18 protein-coding genes are annotated in these 15,291 nt (G+C 75.6%); 9 read left to right on the top strand and 9 right to left on the bottom strand.

The features are described from left to right. Window position 1 precedes the first annotated feature (1 nt). From ABZV78_RS24510 to ABZV78_RS24495, 4 genes are read left to right on the top strand one after another with little or no spacing between them, the layout of a single operon-like run. Entirely contained in the window at window positions 2–625 is a 624-nt protein-coding gene (locus tag ABZV78_RS24510; protein WP_355642114.1) for a bifunctional 4-hydroxy-2-oxoglutarate aldolase/2-dehydro-3-deoxy-phosphogluconate aldolase, read from the top strand. A gap of 58 nt (window positions 626–683) precedes the next feature. After that, entirely contained in the window at window positions 684–1,637 is a 954-nt protein-coding gene (locus ABZV78_RS24505; RefSeq protein ID WP_355642112.1) for a sugar kinase, read from the top strand. Between the two features lie 40 nt (window positions 1,638–1,677). Further along, window positions 1,678–2,907, top strand: a complete 1,230-nt coding sequence (gene manD, locus ABZV78_RS24500; protein ID WP_355642111.1) for a D-mannonate dehydratase ManD — start codon at window positions 1,678–1,680, stop codon at window positions 2,905–2,907. Then, on the top strand, window positions 2,897–3,439 hold the full coding sequence (locus ABZV78_RS24495; protein WP_355642109.1) for a gluconokinase: 543 nt from the start codon (window positions 2,897–2,899) through the stop codon (window positions 3,437–3,439). The genes manD and ABZV78_RS24495 overlap by 11 nt, the downstream gene beginning before the upstream one ends. A gap of 19 nt (window positions 3,440–3,458) precedes the next feature. Here the strand turns inward: ABZV78_RS24495 and ABZV78_RS24490 are convergent, their stop codons facing one another. Together ABZV78_RS24490 and ABZV78_RS24485 are read right to left on the bottom strand one after the other, a co-directional pair. Continuing rightward, complete coding sequence (locus ABZV78_RS24490; RefSeq protein ID WP_355642107.1) at window positions 3,459–3,878, bottom strand: YchJ family metal-binding protein; 420 nt, start codon at window positions 3,876–3,878, stop codon at window positions 3,459–3,461. A gap of 21 nt (window positions 3,879–3,899) precedes the next feature. Next, the gene (locus tag ABZV78_RS24485) at window positions 3,900–4,421 is read right to left on the bottom strand and encodes a hypothetical protein (RefSeq protein WP_355642105.1); all 522 of its coding nucleotides are present in this window, start codon (window positions 4,419–4,421) and stop codon (window positions 3,900–3,902) included. A 226-nt stretch (window positions 4,422–4,647) separates the two neighbouring features. Between ABZV78_RS24485 and ABZV78_RS24480 the strand changes: the two genes are divergently transcribed. Beyond that, on the top strand, window positions 4,648–5,592 hold the full coding sequence (locus ABZV78_RS24480; RefSeq protein ID WP_355642104.1) for a hypothetical protein: 945 nt from the start codon (window positions 4,648–4,650) through the stop codon (window positions 5,590–5,592). A 111-nt stretch (window positions 5,593–5,703) separates the two neighbouring features. Then, entirely contained in the window at window positions 5,704–6,321 is a 618-nt protein-coding gene (locus ABZV78_RS24475) for a DsbA family protein (protein WP_355642102.1), read from the top strand. Window positions 6,322–6,388: 67 nt separating this feature from the next. On the opposite strand, the gene ABZV78_RS24470 is transcribed toward ABZV78_RS24475, so the two are convergent. Further along, window positions 6,389–7,864, bottom strand: a complete 1,476-nt coding sequence (locus ABZV78_RS24470) for an alkaline phosphatase PhoX (protein ID WP_355642100.1) — start codon at window positions 7,862–7,864, stop codon at window positions 6,389–6,391. Between the two features lie 147 nt (window positions 7,865–8,011). Next, window positions 8,012–8,788 carry an SGNH/GDSL hydrolase family protein gene (locus tag ABZV78_RS24465; RefSeq protein WP_355642098.1) on the bottom strand — a complete coding sequence of 259 codons (777 nt, stop codon included), beginning with the start codon at window positions 8,786–8,788 and terminating at the stop codon, window positions 8,012–8,014. A gap of 78 nt (window positions 8,789–8,866) precedes the next feature. Here ABZV78_RS24465 and ABZV78_RS24460 point away from each other — a divergent pair, with 78 nt between their 5' ends. Further along, the gene (locus ABZV78_RS24460) at window positions 8,867–9,865 is read left to right on the top strand and encodes a phosphotransferase (RefSeq protein ID WP_355642096.1); all 999 of its coding nucleotides are present in this window, start codon (window positions 8,867–8,869) and stop codon (window positions 9,863–9,865) included. 4 nt (window positions 9,866–9,869) lie between these two features. Here the strand turns inward: ABZV78_RS24460 and ABZV78_RS24455 are convergent, their stop codons facing one another. The 3 genes from ABZV78_RS24455 to ABZV78_RS24445 all read right to left on the bottom strand — a co-directional run bounded on the left by ABZV78_RS24455 (window position 9,870) and on the right by ABZV78_RS24445 (window position 12,281). Further along, window positions 9,870–10,982 carry a magnesium and cobalt transport protein CorA gene (locus ABZV78_RS24455; protein WP_355642094.1) on the bottom strand — a complete coding sequence of 371 codons (1,113 nt, stop codon included), beginning with the start codon at window positions 10,980–10,982 and terminating at the stop codon, window positions 9,870–9,872. A gap of 74 nt (window positions 10,983–11,056) precedes the next feature. Beyond that, window positions 11,057–11,707 (bottom strand): class F sortase, encoded by a 651-nt coding sequence (locus ABZV78_RS24450; RefSeq protein WP_355642135.1) that lies wholly within the window; start codon window positions 11,705–11,707, stop codon window positions 11,057–11,059. Between the two features lie 85 nt (window positions 11,708–11,792). After that, window positions 11,793–12,281: a hypothetical protein gene (locus tag ABZV78_RS24445; RefSeq protein ID WP_355642092.1), complete on the bottom strand. Its 489-nt coding sequence runs from the start codon at window positions 12,279–12,281 to the stop codon at window positions 11,793–11,795. A 378-nt stretch (window positions 12,282–12,659) separates the two neighbouring features. Between ABZV78_RS24445 and ABZV78_RS24440 the strand changes: the two genes are divergently transcribed. Further along, complete coding sequence (locus ABZV78_RS24440; RefSeq protein ID WP_355642090.1) at window positions 12,660–12,899, top strand: DUF6767 domain-containing protein; 240 nt, start codon at window positions 12,660–12,662, stop codon at window positions 12,897–12,899. Here ABZV78_RS24440 and ABZV78_RS24435 read toward each other — a convergent pair. Together ABZV78_RS24435 and ABZV78_RS24430 are read right to left on the bottom strand one after the other, a co-directional pair. Continuing rightward, window positions 12,857–13,525, bottom strand: a complete 669-nt coding sequence (locus ABZV78_RS24435) for a response regulator transcription factor (protein WP_355642088.1) — start codon at window positions 13,523–13,525, stop codon at window positions 12,857–12,859. The two genes, ABZV78_RS24440 and ABZV78_RS24435, sit on opposite strands and share 43 nt — an antisense overlap. Beyond that, on the bottom strand, window positions 13,522–14,631 hold the full coding sequence (locus ABZV78_RS24430) for a histidine kinase (RefSeq protein WP_355642087.1): 1,110 nt from the start codon (window positions 14,629–14,631) through the stop codon (window positions 13,522–13,524). Before ABZV78_RS24430 ends, ABZV78_RS24435 begins: the two co-directional genes overlap by 4 nt. A gap of 173 nt (window positions 14,632–14,804) precedes the next feature. Here ABZV78_RS24430 and ABZV78_RS24425 point away from each other — a divergent pair, with 173 nt between their 5' ends. Further along, a complete protein-coding gene (locus ABZV78_RS24425; protein WP_355642085.1) occupies window positions 14,805–15,233 on the top strand; it encodes a DUF6069 family protein in 429 nt (142 codons plus the stop codon). The last annotated feature ends 58 nt before the right edge of the window (window positions 15,234–15,291 follow it).

Here is a 15,291-nt window from a genome sequence, read left to right as displayed (position 1 = left end):
CATGACCCTCGACCTCACCGCCGAACTCGCCGCCACCCGCCTGCTGGCGGTCATCCGCGGCACCGACCCGGCCGCCGCCATCGCCACCGGCACCGCCCTGCTCGCCGAGGGCGTCCGCGTGGTCGAGGTGGCCCTGACCACGCCCGGCGCGCTCGACGCCATCGCCGCGATCCGGGCCGCCGCCCCGCCCGGCTCCCTGGTCGGCGCGGGCACGGTGCTCACCCCGGCCGCCGTCGCCGACGTGGCCGCGGCCGGGGCGCAGTTCGTCGTCACCCCCGCCGTCGTCGACTCCATCGGCGAGGCGGTCCGCCGCGGGCTGCCGGTGGCCGCCGGCGCGCTCACGCCCACCGAGGCGTACGCGGCGGTCCGGGCGGGAGCCGCCGCCGTGAAGCTCTTCCCGGCCTCGCTGGGCGGGCCGGCGTACCTCAAGGCGTTGCGCGACCCGTTCCCGGACATCCCGTTCGTCGCGGTCGGCGGGGTGGGCCTGGCCGAGATGCCCGGCTACCTCGCCGCCGGGGCGGTCGCCGTCGGCGTCGGCGGTCCGCTGGTGGGCGACGCGGCCTCCGGCGGTGACCTCGACGCCCTGCGCGAGCGGGCCCGCGCCTACCTCGCCGCCGCCTCATGAGCGCCGCCGACCTCGACGCCCTGCGCGAGCGGGCCCGCGCCTACCTCGCCGCCGTCGCATGACCGGCGTCGACCTGCTGACCTTCGGCGAGGCGCTGGTCTCGCTGCGCTCGACCGGGCCGCTCGCGACCGGTGGGGCGCTCACCCCGCACCTGGCCGGGGCGGAAGCCAACGTGGCGATCGGGCTGGCCCGGCTCGGCCACCGGGCGGCCTTCACCGGCCGGGTCAGCGACGACGAGCTGGGTGGCTTCCTGCTGCGCCAGCTGCGTGCCGAGGGCGTCGACGTGACGCACGTGGTCCGCGACGCCGAGCGCCCCGCCGGGCTGATGTTCCTGGAACGGCGCACCGCCGACCTGACCCGGGTGCTCTACCAGCGGGCCGGCTCGGCCGGATCGGCGCTGGGCGTGGACGACCTGCGGCCCGCCCTGGCGGCCGGCGCCCGGGTGCTGCACCTGACCGGGATCACCCCGGCGCTCTCCGACCGCGCCCGGGCGGCCACCGTGTGGGCGGCCGAGACCGCCGCCCGGGCCGGGACGCTGGTCTGCCTCGACGTCAACCACCGGGCGAAGCTCTGGTCCCGGGACGCCGCGCGGGCCGTGCTCACCCCGCTCGCCGGGCACGCCTCGGTGGTGGTCGCCTCGGCCGACGAGCTGGACCTGGTCGGCGCGCCCGGCGCGGACGAGGAGACGCTGGTGGCCGGGCTGCTGGCCCGGGGCGTGTCGACCGTGCTGGTGAAGCTCGGCGGTGACGGCGCGCGGGCGTACACCCGCGAGGGCCGCCGGGACGCGGCGGCGCTGCCCGTGACGGCGGTCGACACCGTCGGCGCGGGGGACGCCTTCACGGCCGGCTACCTCTCCGGCCACCTGGACGGGCTCGACCTGGCCGGGCGGCTGCGCCGCGCGGTCACCCTCGGCGCCTTCGCCGTCGCCGGATCCGGCGACTGGGAGGCCCTGCCCCGCCGGGACGAGCTGTCCCTCCTGGACGGCCGGCAACCCGGCAGCACCCTTCGCTGACCCGCCCCGACAGCGGACCCACCCCGAGAAAGGCACCCGCGTGAAGATCGTCGCAGCGGAAGTGATCGTCTCCAGCCCCGACCGCAACTTCGTCACCCTCAAGATCACCACTGACGAGGGGTTCACCGGGCTGGGCGACGGCACCCTCAACGGCCGGGAGCTGGCCGTCGCGTCCTACCTGGCCGACCACGTCGTCCCACTGCTCATCGGGCGCGACCCGCACCGCATCGAGGACACCTGGCAGTTCCTGTACCGGTCGGCCTACTGGCGGCGCGGCCCGGTGACCATGGCCGCCATCGCCGCCGTCGACGTGGCGCTCTGGGACATCAAGGCCAAGGCCGCCGGGATGCCGCTCTACCAGCTCCTCGGCGGCGCCTCCCGGACCGGGATCATGGCATACGGGCACGCCTCCGGGCGGGACCTGCCCGAGCTGTTCGACTCCATCCGCGCGCACCTGGAGCAGGGGTACCGGTCGATCCGGGTGCAGACCGCGGTGCCCGGCATCAACGCCGTGTACGGCGTCGCAGCCCAGCCCAGCGTCGACGGCAAGCGGTACGACTACGAGCCCGCCCAGCGCATCCCGCTGCCCGCCGAGGAGGACTGGGACACCCGCGCGTACCTGCGCCACCTGCCCGACGTGTTCGAGGCGGTCCGCAACGAGTTCGGCCCCGAGCTGCCGCTGCTGCACGACGGCCACCACCGGATGACCCCCATCCAGGCCGCGAAGCTCGGCAAGGCGCTCGAACCGTACGACCTGTTCTGGCTGGAGGACTGCACCCCGGCCGAGAACCAGGAGGCGCTGCGCCTGGTCCGCCAGCACACCACCACCCCGCTGGCCATCGGCGAGGTCTTCAACACCGTGTGGGACTACCAGACGCTCATCCGGGAACAGCTGATCGACTACGTCCGGTCCGCCGTCACCCACACCGGGGGCATCACGGCGATGCGCAAGCTCCTCGACTACGCGGCCCAGTACCAGATCAAGTCCGGCATCCACGGCCCGACCGACATCTCGCCGGTCGGCATGGCCGCCGCGCTCCACCTGGACCTGGCCATCCACAACTTCGGCATCCAGGAGTACATGCAGCACGGCCCGCTCACCAACGAGGTGTTCCGGCAGTCGTTCACCTTCACCGACGGCTACCTGCACCCGGGCGAGCAGCCCGGCCTCGGGGTGGAGCTCGACGAGGAGGCGGCGGCCCGGTTCCCGTACCAGCCGGCGTACCTGCCGTTCAACCGGCTGATGGACGGCACCGTCCATGACTGGTGAGCGGTTGCCCACCCGGCACGTCGTGGTGATGGGCGTGTCCGGCGCGGGCAAGACGACGGTGGCCCGAGGGATCAGCGAGCTGACCGGCCTGCGGTTCGCCGAGGCCGACGAGTTCCACTCGGCGGCCAACGTGGCCCGGATGCGCGCCGGCATCCCGCTGGACGACGCGGACCGCTGGCCCTGGCTGCGCGCCCTGGCCGATTGGATGGCGGACCGGCACGCCGAGGGGGTGTCCACCGTGTTGACCTGCTCGGCGCTGAAGCGCCCCTACCGGGACGTGCTGCGGCAGGGGCCGGCGGACGTGGAGTTCCTGCACCTGGACGGGGCCGCCGAGCTGATCCGGGACCGGTTGGACCGGCGCGTCGGCCACTACATGCCGGCCAGCCTGTTCGACTCGCAGCGGGCGATCCTGGAGCACCTGGGGCCGGACGAGTCCGGCGTGGTGCTGGAGGTGGCGGCGCCGCCGGACGAGCTGGTCCGGGCGGCGGTCACCCGACTCCGCCTGCCGGTGCGCGCCACGGTCGGCCCCTGACGGGCGCCGCGGCCGGCGGTCAGTCGGGTAGCGCGTCCATGTAGACCCAGCGGCCGTCCTCCCGGACGAACCGGCTGTGCTCGGCCACCGTGCCGGGCCGGCCGGCCTCCCGGTAGTGCGCGCGGAACCGGACGGTGCCCTCGGTGTCGAACAACCCGCCCCGGTCCGTGTCGAGCACCTCCAGCCGGGTCCACCGGGTGCCCGGGTCCAGCCGCAGCCGGGGCGGCCGGGTGGTGGAGTGCCAGCTGTGCAGCAGGTGCTCGGCGTCGCCCACGGCGAAGGCGCTGTACCGGGAACGCATCAGCGCCTCGGCGGTGGCCGCCGCCGAGGCGCCCCGGTGGATCGGGCCGCAGCAGTCCGGGTACGGCAGGGCGGAGCCGCACGGACAGGCCCCGCTGGTCGGGTCGGCCGCGCTCCGGCGGGCACCGCGTTTCGCCACCGGATCATTCTCGCCGACGGCTCACCGGGCGCTCGTCCGGGCCGTCCGCCGGTTGCCGAACGACTCCATGGTGGTCGCCTTCTTCGCCGGCGTACGGGTCGCGGCGACCCGCTGGGCCTTGGCGGCGCGGTCGGCGGCCTTCTTGACGGTGGTGGCGTGGGCCGTGCCCTTGGCGGCAGGAGCCTTCTTCGCCGTGGTTCGCGTGGCCGGGGCCTTCTTCACCGTCCTCCTGGTGCCGGGCGCCTTCTTGGCCACGGTCTTCTTGGCCGGGGCCTTCTTCGCCGCTGCCTTCTTGGCGGGAGCCTTCTTGGCCGCGACCTTGGCGGCCGGGGCCTTCTTGGCCGCCGTGGTGGCCTTCTTCGCGGCGACCGCCTTGGCGGTGGGCCTGCGGGTGGGCGTGGCGGTGGTGGCCGCGGTGTCCTTCTTCCGCGCCGCCCGCGCGGTGGTCGGGGTCGGCTTCTCGCCGGGGGTCTTGGCGGCGGTCGCCGCGGTCGCCCGCCTGGTGGCGGTCGCGACCTTCTTCGCCGCGACCTTGTTCGGCATCGGCGCCTTGCGGGCCCCGGTGGCTTTCCTGGCGCTCCTCGGTCTGGTGGCCGCCTGGGCCATCGTTCCTCCTCGCGGTCCGCCGCGGCCCGAACGGGTGCGTCCGGCGACGTCGGGCCGGCCGGCCCGCGCGGCGCGCGTGTCTTCCCGCCGCGCCGGTGGTCAAACCCGGCGCGGGGAACGCCACCGGCCGTCGGTGTTTGCGAACCGGTAGTGCAATGACGGCATGGACGACGACCTCGACCAGCGTCTCGCGGCAGCCGCGACGGCGATCCGGGAACACGACCTGGCCGGGCAGCGGCTGCGGGAGCTGTCCGTGCGGATCGGCGCGGCGCGCGCCGCCGTCTCCGCCCTACGCGAGCGGCTCGACGCCGAGCAGGCCGACGTCGAGCGCCTGGAGGGGCTCACCCTGAGCCGGGTGCTGGCCGCGGTCCGCGGCGATCGCGACGACGCGCTGGCGTGGGAACGCGCCGAGGCGGACGCTGCCCGGCTGCGGCTCGCCGAGGCCGAGCGGCTGCTCGCGGCCCTGCGGGACGAGTCGGCGCGGACCCAGGCCCGCCGCCGTCGGATCGCCACGGCGCCGGGGGAGTACGCGGCGCTGCTCGACGAACGGGAGCGCCTGCTCACCGCCTCCGACGATCCGCGCCGGCCGCGGCTGCTGGAGTTGGCCGAACAACGTGGCCGGCTGACGGCGGAGCACCGGGAACTGACCGAGGCCGTGGGTGCGGCCCGGAACGCGGAGGGGGCCCTGCACCACCTGCGGGAGCTGTTGAGCCGCGCGGCGGACTGGTCGACGTACGACGTGATGGGCGGTGGCCTGGTCACCAGCATGGTCAAGCACGACATCCTCGACGAGGCGGCCGACGCGTCCGCACGGGTGGACCGGGCGCTCGCGGCGCTCCGGACCGAGCTGGCCGACCTGCCGGGGCCGGCTCCCGACCCGTCCGCGCGGGAGGTCGGCGAGCTGACCCGGTTCACCGACATCTGGATGGACAACCTGCTCACCGACCTCGTCGTGCTGCGCCGCGTCGAGCGGTCCCTGGACGAGAGCAGCCGGTCACAGGGCGAGGTGGCCGCCCTGCGCCGCGTGCTCGAGCTGCGCGCCGCCGAGCTGGACACCCGGCTCGCCGCCGTGGAGGCGGAACGCGGGGAGCTGCTGAAGCGGGCCTGAGGGTGCCGAATCGGCCCAATCATCGGCGCGTGGATTGGCTCTGCTGATGGGCCATTTCCCGGCCTACCGTCGACTCGGCAACCGACACCCCGCGAAGGGACCGAGACGACGATGCCCACCGCCGACATGTGGTTCGACCCGCGCTGCCCGTGGGCCTGGAACGCCTCCCGCTGGCTGCTGGAGGTGGCGCGGGTTCGCGACGTGCCGATCCGCTTCCACGTGATGAGCCTGTCCCTGCTCAACGAGGGGCGCGAGGGGCTGGAGGAGTGGTACCGGGAATGGCTGAAGCCGGGCCTGGGCCCGGTCCGGGTCTGCGTGGCCGCCGCGCAGAAGTACGGCCCGGAGGTGCTGGGCGACCTCTACACCGCGCTCGGCGAGCGGATCCACCACGAGCGCGCCCCGATCGGCCGGGACCTGTACACGGCGGCGCTGACCGAGGTCGGCCTCTCCGTCGACCTGGCGGACGCCGCCGACGTCACCGACCACGACGAGGCCCTGCGGGCCAGCCACCGGGCCGGGCTGGCCCCCGTCGGCGAGGACCTCGGCACGCCGACCATCCACGTCACCGACGCCGACGGGCGGGTCAACGCGTTCTTCGGGCCGGTGGTGGCGCCGATCCCGCGCGGCGAGGACGCCGGCCGGCTCTGGGACGGGGTCCTGCTGGTCTCCGGCACCGACGGGTTCTTCGAGCTGAAGCGGGGGCGTAGCCGCCGGCCGATCGAGCGCTGAGGACGGTGGCGCCTCCGCCCTGACCCGGCCGCGGCGGGTGGGGTGCCCACCCGCCGCGGCCGGTGGCTCAGACCCCGATCCGGGACCAGTCACCCCAGATCGCGAACGTCATACCCCGGCTCGCCTGGATGTTGACGAACAGGGTGTGTCCGTCCGGGCTGAAGGTGGAGCCGGCGAACTCGTCGTTGGACCGGTCCGCTCCGGTGCTGCTGACCAACCGGTTCAACGCGATGTCGAACAGTTCGCCGCGCGGGGTGAGCCCACGCACGTAGTTGTCGTTCACGTTGTCCTCGCAGACCACCAGCGTGCCGCGCGGGCTGGTGGTCACGTTGTCCGGGAAGTCCAGCACGTCGGGCCCAGGCGACTCGTACACCAACCGCAGCACCTGCGCCCGGCAGTCGTACGCCCACACCTGGCCGTGCCCGTTGCCGTATCCGTCGGCGACGGGGCCGGTCGACGTCTCCGCGGGGCCACCGCCCTGGGTGGCGGTGAAGTAGATGACGCCGTCGTCGTACGCCGACCCCTCCAGCCGGGAGAAGTACGCGGCGCCCCGGTCCCAGCCCTGCCGCGAGACGTACGTCAGCGCCTGGTCGTTCGTCGTCGGCGCGACCTGCCCCGGGGTGTACGGGAACCGCGGCGCCGGGTCCTCGATGTCCACCCACTGCACCGGGTACGTCGCGTGCGGCCGCTGCGCCGCGGCCAGGTCCAGGTTGGGGCGGCCGCGCACCGCGAGCATCTGCAGCCGGCCCCCGTCGGCCAGCCGGCCGGAGCTCATCGGGTCCACCGGGGGCGTGTACCGGTAGAAGCCGGACGGGAAGCCGAAGTTGTCCTCGGTGAGGTAGAGGTGCCCACCGCGCGGGTCGTAGGCCACCGACTCGTGCGCGAACCGGCCGGCGGCGGTGACCGGCGCCCGGTCCGACTGTCCGTCCGCGGGTACCTCGTAGATGAAGCCGTGCGGCTGGGTGAGCGGCACGTTGGAGGTGCCGGTGAAGTCCGGACCGACGTCCGGCCCGTTGACCGTCTCCTCGCAGGTGATCCAGCTGCCCCACGGCATCCGACCGCCGGAGCAGTTCATCATGGTGCCGTTCAGGCTGGTCCACGAGCGACGGACCTCGCCGTGGCGGGTGACCTCGACCGTGGTGGTGCCACCCTGCGCCATCGGGTCGTACGCCGCGGCGGCGTCGCCGAAGGCGGGGCCGGGGTTGTTCACCTCGTGGTTGCGGACCAGCCGGACGGTGCCGTCCGGCCCGCGGAAGGCGCCCATGCCGTCGTGCCGGCCGGGCAGCCGGGTTCCGTCGTCCAGCGTCACGGGGAACTCGGTGTCGTGGAACGAGCGGTACTGGAAGCCGTCGGGCAGGTGCAGGCGGACCTTGCCGTCGCGCAGGTCGGGCACCGGCCCCAGGGTCGGGTCGGGTGCCGGACGCCGGCCGACCGCGCCGGCCTCGCCGCGCGCCACGAACCCGATGAACGGGCCGCCGAGGACGGCGCCGCCGGCCGCGGCGGCGGCGCCGCGCAGCAGGTTGCGCCGGTTGAGATCAGGCATCGGGGGGACTCCTTTGTCGCCAGGTCTCCGTCCATCGAGGCCGGGGACCGATCCTCCGAGTGATCCTCGTCACCTGTTCACCGCCTGGCAACCTTCCAGCAAGGTCGCTGACCGGTTCGGTACGTCAGGTCTGCATGGTCGGACTGTTCAGGCCGCCGGCAGCTCCACCGGCAGCGGCACCGGCCGCTTCGCCACCCGGTCGTCGCCGGACGAACGCCCGCGCAGGTGGCGCCCCAGCCACGGCAGCAGGTGCCGCCGGGTCCAGGCCAGCTCGGCCCGGACCGCCTCGTGCCGGGTGCGGCGCACGGCCGGCGGCAGCGGGCGCGACCACGCGTCGTCGTACCCGGGCAGGCCGGCGGTGTGCGCGAGCGCCGCCGCGATCCGCTCGTGCCCGGGGGTGTTGGCGTGCAGCCGGTCGTCGCTCCACAGCCGCGGGTCCGAGGCCACCGGGTGCGCCCCCAGGTCGAGCAGGGTGGCCCCGGTCTCGGCGGTGGCCGCCCGGACGGCCTCGTTGAGCGCCAGCACCCGGCCGCGCAGCGGGCGGGCCAGCGGCATCACCGGCACCGGGTCGGGCAGGGTGAAGGTGAGCACGGTGGCGCCCTGGCCGACCAGCGCCCGCTGCATCGCGCGCACGTCCTCGGCCACCCGGTCGGCGTCGAACGACGGTCGCAGCACGTCGTTCATGCCGGCCACCACGGTCGCCAGGTCGGGGGCCAGCTCCAGCGCCACCGGCAGCTGCTCGCTCCGGATCCGACCGGTGGTGCGGCCGCGGATGGCCAGGTTGGCGTACTCCAGGCCGCCCTGGGCGCGGGCCACCGCGAGGGCGAACCGGTCGGCCCAGCCCCGGTAGCCGCCCGCCTCGTCCGGGTCGTCCAGCCCCTCGGTGGTGCTGTCGCCGATCGCCACGTACCGCCGCCACATCATGCGCGCCAGCCTACGGAACCCCGCCCGGCGGTTTCGGGACAGCGTCCGCACGGCTCGGCCGCTAGCGTGGTGCCGGACATGAGCCCGACCCAACGCCACCTCGACCCCGAGCAGATCCGGCGCTACGTGGCCGCGTCGCTCGGCCCCACGCCCGGCGTGACCGACTGCGGGCCGCTGACCGGCGGCGGGTTCGCCGCCGTCTGGTGGGTGACCCTCGGCGACGGGCGGGACGTGGTGCTCAAGGTGGGGCCGCCGGCCCGGGTGCCGCTGCTGCGCTACGAGCGGGACATGATCGGGGCGGAGGCACGCTACCTGCGGCTCGTCGCCGCGCGGGCGCCTGCCGTGCCGGTGCCGCCGCTGCTGCACCACGGCAGCGACCCGGTGCTCGGCGACTGGCTGCTCACCGGGCTGCTGCCCGGCCGCACCCTGTGGGACCTGACCCGGGCCGGCGCCGAGGTGGACGCGGTCCGCGCCGAGTTCGGCCGGGCGCTGGCCGTGCTGCACGGCGTCACCGGCGACCGCTACGGCTACGACGGCGGCCGGACCGGCGCGCCCACCTGGCGCGGCGCGTACACGGCCATGCTCGACGACCTGCTCGCCGACGCGGCGGACTGGGCCGTGCCGCTGCCCGTGCCGGCGGCCCGGATCCGCGAGCTGGTCGACCGGCACGCCCACGTCCTCGACGCGGTCCGCCGCCCGGCGCTGCTGCACTTCGACGGCTGGGCCGGCAACGTCCTCGCGCTCGACGACCCCGACGGGACACCCCGGCTCAGCGGGCTGGTCGACGGCGAGCGCCACCTCTGGGGCGACCCGCTGCTCGACCTGGTGTCGCCGCTGCTGTTCCGGCGCGCCGAGGACGAGCCGGGCGACCCGCTCGTGCGGGCCTACCGGGCGGTCGCGCCGTTCCCGCTGGACGCCGGGGCGCGCCGCCGGCTCGGGCTCTACCGGCTGCACCTCTACCTGCTCATGACCGTGGAGATGCCCAGCCGGGGCATCACGGCCGAGTCCGACCCGTGGCGGGTGGCCCGCCTCGCCGAGCTGCTCGCCGCCGAACTGTCCGACCTGGACCGGCCGTGACCCCTCAGAGCCAGCCGGAGCGGCGGAACAGCCGGTGCAGCGTGACCGCGGCCGTCGCCATGAGCAGCAGCGCACCCGCATAGCCGTACCGCCAGCCCAGCTCCGGCATGTGCGCGAAGTTCATCCCGTAGACGCCGGCCACCGCGGTCTGCGTCGCGGCGATCGCCGCCCAGGCCGCGATCTTGCGCATGTCGTTGTTCTGCTCCACGGCGAGCTGCGCCAGCCGGGACTGGAGGATCGAGTTGAGCAACTCGTCGTACGAGCCGATCCGGTCCACCGCCCGGGTCAGCCGGCTCTCCACGTCGGCGAACCAGCGGTGCAGCGCCGGCGGCGGGCCCTCGCCCCGCTGCTCCAGCAGCGCGCGCAGCGGCGCCTGCAACGGCAGCACCGCCCGCTTGAACTCCACCACCTCCCGCTTGAGCTGGTAGATGTGCTGGATGTCGGCGTCCCGGTCGCGGGCGAAGACGCTCTCCTCGACCCGTTCCAGATCCCGCTCCAGGTGCCCGGCGACCTCCAGGTAGAGGTCGACCATCCGGGCGCAGACCGCGTACGCCACCGCCCACGGCCCCTCGGCCAGCACGCCCGGCCGGCGCTGCACGTCCTCCCGCACCGGGGTCAGCGCGCCCGTCGCGCCGTGCCGGACGGTGAGCGCGAACCGGTCGCCGATGAACACCATCACGTCCCCCGTGTCGATCACCTCGGAGGTGGCGGTGAGTTCGGTGTGCTCGACGTAGCCCGCCGTGCGCAGCACCAGCAGCGTCACGTCGCCGTGCCGCTGCACGGTGGGGCGGTGCCCGTCGGCGAGGGCCTGCGCCACGGCCAGCTCGTCCAGCCCGAAGGTCCGCCCGACCGCGGCCATCACCGCCGCGCCCGGCTCGTGCAGCCCCAGCCAGACGAAGGCTCGCCGGGTGCGGCGGGCCCGGTCGTAGGCGTCGGCGTAGTGCGGCCGGCCCGGCTCCCGCCGGCCGGCCACGTAGACCGCGCAGTCCACCACGGCGTCCGGATTGGCCCGGCGCGGCGCCGGCCCGGCCACCTCGTCGACCTGCCCGAGCAGGCGGGCCATCAGAGCGGGCAGCAGCCGCCCGCCCCACCGGGTCCGTGCCGCCGACCGGCCCACCGCGCACCTCCACCGCCGAGGAACTGACGGCCTACCGTACGGCCTGCCGGCGACGCGGCACTGTCCGGCCGGTGTCAGCGGGCGGCGGTGGCGAAGACCACGATGTTGTCCGGGTAGTTGCCGGTGCGCGGATCGAACCGGCCGCCGCAGGTGATCAGCCGGAGCCGGGCCTCGGCGCCGCCGCCGTACACCCGCTCGGTGGGGAAACGCTCCTTCGGGTACGCCCCGACGCCGTCCACGGTGAACACCGCGACCCGGCCGTCGGCCCGGGTGACCTCGACGGTGTCGCCGGGACGCAGCCGGCCGAGGTCGAAGAAGACCGCCGGGCCGCGCAGCGTGTCGACGTGCCCCACCAGCACGGCGTTGCCGGCCTCGCCCGGGGTGGGGCCGCGGCGGTACCAGCCGGCGATCTCCGGGTGGTCGAGCGGCGGCACCTCCAGGGCGCCGTTGTCGTCGGTGGCGACGGGGACGATGTCGGCGTCGACGCCGATGCGGGGGATGGCCACGCGGAGCGGCTCCGAGCGGGGGAGCACCGGTCCGGGCGAGCCGGAGCGCTCCGCGCTCGGCGCGGCCGAGGCGCCCGGCTGTGGTGGCGGGTTCGAGGTGGTGCCGAGGCCGGCGGCGACCAGCCCGGCGCCGGTGGCGCCGGCCAGGGTGACCGCGGCGACGATGGCGGCGGTGCGGGCTCTCGACGGCCCGTCCGTCCGGTGGCGCTGTGACGACAGGGTCCCACCTCCGTCCGTCGTGGACGCGGTGCCCGCGCCGGTCGGACCGGCGCGGGCACCCGCTCAGGGATGGTGTGGCGGGCCGTCAGGCGACGGCGCCCGCGCGCCGGCGGCGGCGCACCATCACGTACGTCCCGCCGGCGACCGCCGCGGCGGCCAGCGCGCCGCCCGCGACGAGCACGCCGGTGTCGCCGTCCCGGCCGCCGGCGCCGGCCTGCGCGCCGCCGATCGGGGTGACGGTGAAGGTGGCCGTGCCACCGTTGCTGCCATCGCCGCAGGTGGTGGTGACCGTGTACGTGCCGAGAGTGAACCCGGCGGTGAAGAGTTCGGCGCTCAGCCCGCCACCCGCCGCGGCGGTGGTGGATCTGACGTTCTGGTCCCGGTTCGGGCCGGTGACGCGGAAGATCGCGTCACCCGCCTTCGGGTTGCACGACGTCGTGGTGAGCACGACGGTCCCGCCGACCGGTGTGGTGGCCGGTGAGACGGTGGTGTCCGCGAGGGCGGCGGCCGGGAGCAGCAGTGTGCCGAGGCCCACGCCGACCGCCGCCGATCCGAGAACTGTCTTTGCCTTCATCCGCGTCTTCCCTCACTTTTCGTCCGCTGTCTGCGTGGGACGTCGTTCGGGTGGCCAACTCCGTGACTAGCACCGGTGTGGCCAACACTAGGAGGGTTGCGGCGGTCACTCGGCGTAATTGAGAAATATTCGCTGCCGTCACGTGTTCCCGGTCGCGCCCGGGTGCGACGGACATGCCCGTCGCACCCGGGCAACGGGGCGGAACGGCTCGTCCCGGCCTGCGCGGAACGTCCCGTCCCGACGGTCCCGGCCGCTCTGTCCGGTTCGGCCCCGGTCGCGCCGGTCGCGCCGCCGCCCGCCGCGTTTCGCCCGCGCGATCCCCAGATGGGGACCAACGGCCCTGACGGGCACCCCCGGGGCCCGCGGCACCTTGGTGGGGTGAGCACCGCGACGCGAGCGGCCCGACCGGCGGCGACCTGCCCGATCCGCCCCGGCGAACCGTGCACCCTGTGCCAGGTCGACGTCACCGGCCCGCAGGACTGCGGCCTGGTCTGGCTGGTGATGGGTGACGACGAACTGCGCGAGGGCGTGCACCGCACCCGGCTCGGCCGGCGCCCGGTCCCGTCCGGAGCGGGTCAGCGGGGCGGCGGCTCGGGGCGGACCAGCCCTACGTCGTAGGCGAACACCACCGCCTGGATCCGGTCCCGCAGCCCGAGCTTGGTGAGGACGGCGGAGACGTGCGTCTTCACCGTGGCCGTGCTCAGGAACAGCCGTTCGGCGATCTCCGCATTGGACAGTGCCCGCGCGGCGAGCGTCAGCACCTCCACCTCGCGGGCGGTGAGCGCGGCGAGCCGCCCCCGGTCGGCGCCCGTGCCGGGCAGCCGGTCGGCGAACCGGTCGAGCAGCCGGCGGGTCACCGTCGGCGCCAGCAGCGCCTCGCCGCGGGCCACCACCCGCACCGCCTCGGCCAGGTCGGCCGGGCGGGTGTCCTTGAGCAGAAAGGCGCTGGCCCCGGCGCGCAGCGCCGCGTACACGTGCTCATCGAGGTCGAAGGTGGTGAGCATGACCACCCGGGCCGGGTTGCCGCCGGACACCAGCTCCCGGGTCGCGGCGATGCCGTCCTGCCGGGGCATCCGCACGTCCATGAGCACCACGTCCGGGCGGGTCCGGTTCGCCACCGCCACCGCCTCGACCCCGTCGGCCGCCTCGCCGACCACGGTCAGGTCGGGCCGGGCGTCGATGATCATCGCGAGCCCGGCGCGGATCAGGTCCTGGTCGTCGGCGATCACCACCCGGACGCTCACCGGGTCACCGCCACCGCCACCGGCAGCCGGGCCTCGACGCGGAACCCGCCGGCGGGCAGGGGGCCGGCCTCCAGCGTGCCGCCCAGCAGCCGGGCCCGCTCGCGCATCCCGACGATGCCCCGGCCCGCGCCCACGCCCGGCCGGCGCGGCGGCGCCGTGCCGTCGTTCACCACCGCCAGGCGCAGCATCCCGTCGTCGTAGCGGACGCTCACGTCGGCCCGGGTGGCGTGGCCGTGCCGCAACGCGTTGGTCAGCGACTCCTGCACGATCCGGTACGCCGACAGCTGCACCCCGCCGGGCAGGTCCTCGGCCCCGGCATCCCGGTCCACCGTCACCTCCAGGCCCACCGCCCGGACGGCGTCGGCGAGGGCGTCGAGCTGCGCCAGCCCGGGCTGCGGCCCGTCCGGGTCCGCGCCGTCGTCGGTGGCCAACGCGTGCAGCATCGCCCGCAGCTCGGTGAGCGCGGACCGGGCCGCCACGTTGATCGCGCCGAGCGCGGCCCGGGCCCGGTCCGGGTGCGCGTCGAAGACGTCCTCGGCGGCGGCGGCCTGCACGGCGATGACCGCGACGTGGTGCGCCACCACGTCGTGCAGCTCCCGGGAGATCCGCTCCCGCTCGTGGGCGAGCACCTGCCGCTGCCGGTCGCGGCGGCGGTGGGCGTGCCCCCGTTGCAGCTCACCGAGGGCCCAGCCGAGACCCAGCGCGGTCACCGCGAACAGCAGGTCCCGCCAGCCCCCGGTGACCAGCTCCCACGGCGTCGGGAGGAGCAGCAGCCCCAGCGCGACCAGCGAGAACCGGGGCGGGCGGAGCCGCGCGACGTACGCCAGCGGCACGGTGACCAGGCCGAGCCAGCCGAGCGGCGGGCAGAGCGCCTCGAGCCCGACCCCGGCGAGCGTGGCCACCGCCAGCGCGTACCCCGGTCGCCGGCGGATCCACAGCAGACAGCTGGCCTGCGCGGCGGCGAGGCCGGCCGCGGCGGCGGTCCCGCCCGCCGAGGTCGGCGGGGTGTCCGGGGCGAGCAGCACGGTCAGGGCGACGCCGAGCATCACGGTGGCGATGCCGCCGTCGAGCAGCAACAGGAAACGGGAGCGGGACCGGCAGTTCATGGCCCGGATGCTAGGCCGTGCAACCCCGTCGTCTCATCGGTCGCCAGACGGAGATCCGGGCCGGATCTGGTCCTCGCGACGGAGCGGCGAACCGGTCCGCGGCGCGATCCGCCGAACCCCGGCGCGGGCCTAGCGTTCCTGGTGACCGATCCCGCTCATGGAGGTACGCATCGATGGACACCACGACCGCTCCCGTCCCCGCCGTCACCGCCGCCCGTCCGGTGCGCCGCCGCGACCGCGCCCTGTCGGTGCTCGCCGCCACCGCCGCCACCCTCGCCGTGTGGGTCGCCGCCGACCCGGTGGCCGGGGTGGACCTCGCCGTGCGCAACGGCGGGACCGAACAATCCGTGACCGCGGTCGCCGTCGGGGTCAGCACCCTGCTCGCCGGCCTGGCGGGGTGGGCCCTGCTGGCTCTGCTGGAGCGGTTCACCGCCCGGCCGCGGGCCGTCTGGACCGGCGCGGCCGCCCTGGTGCTGCTGCTGTCGCTGCTCGGCCCGCTGGGCGGGGGAGTGGGCACGGCGGCGACCCTGACGCTCGTCGTGCTGCACCTGGTGGCCGCCGGCGTGCTCGTGCCGCTGCTACGACGCACCGCCCGCCGTTGAGGTGCCGGGGGGGGGGGGGGGGGGGCGCGGGGGGGGGGGGGGCGCCCCCCCCGCGCCC

The organism is Micromonospora sp. NPDC004540 (genome assembly GCF_040610095.1).
GTDB lineage: Bacteria > Actinomycetota > Actinomycetes > Mycobacteriales > Micromonosporaceae > Micromonospora.
This window is presented reverse-complemented; position numbering and strand designations above follow the sequence as displayed.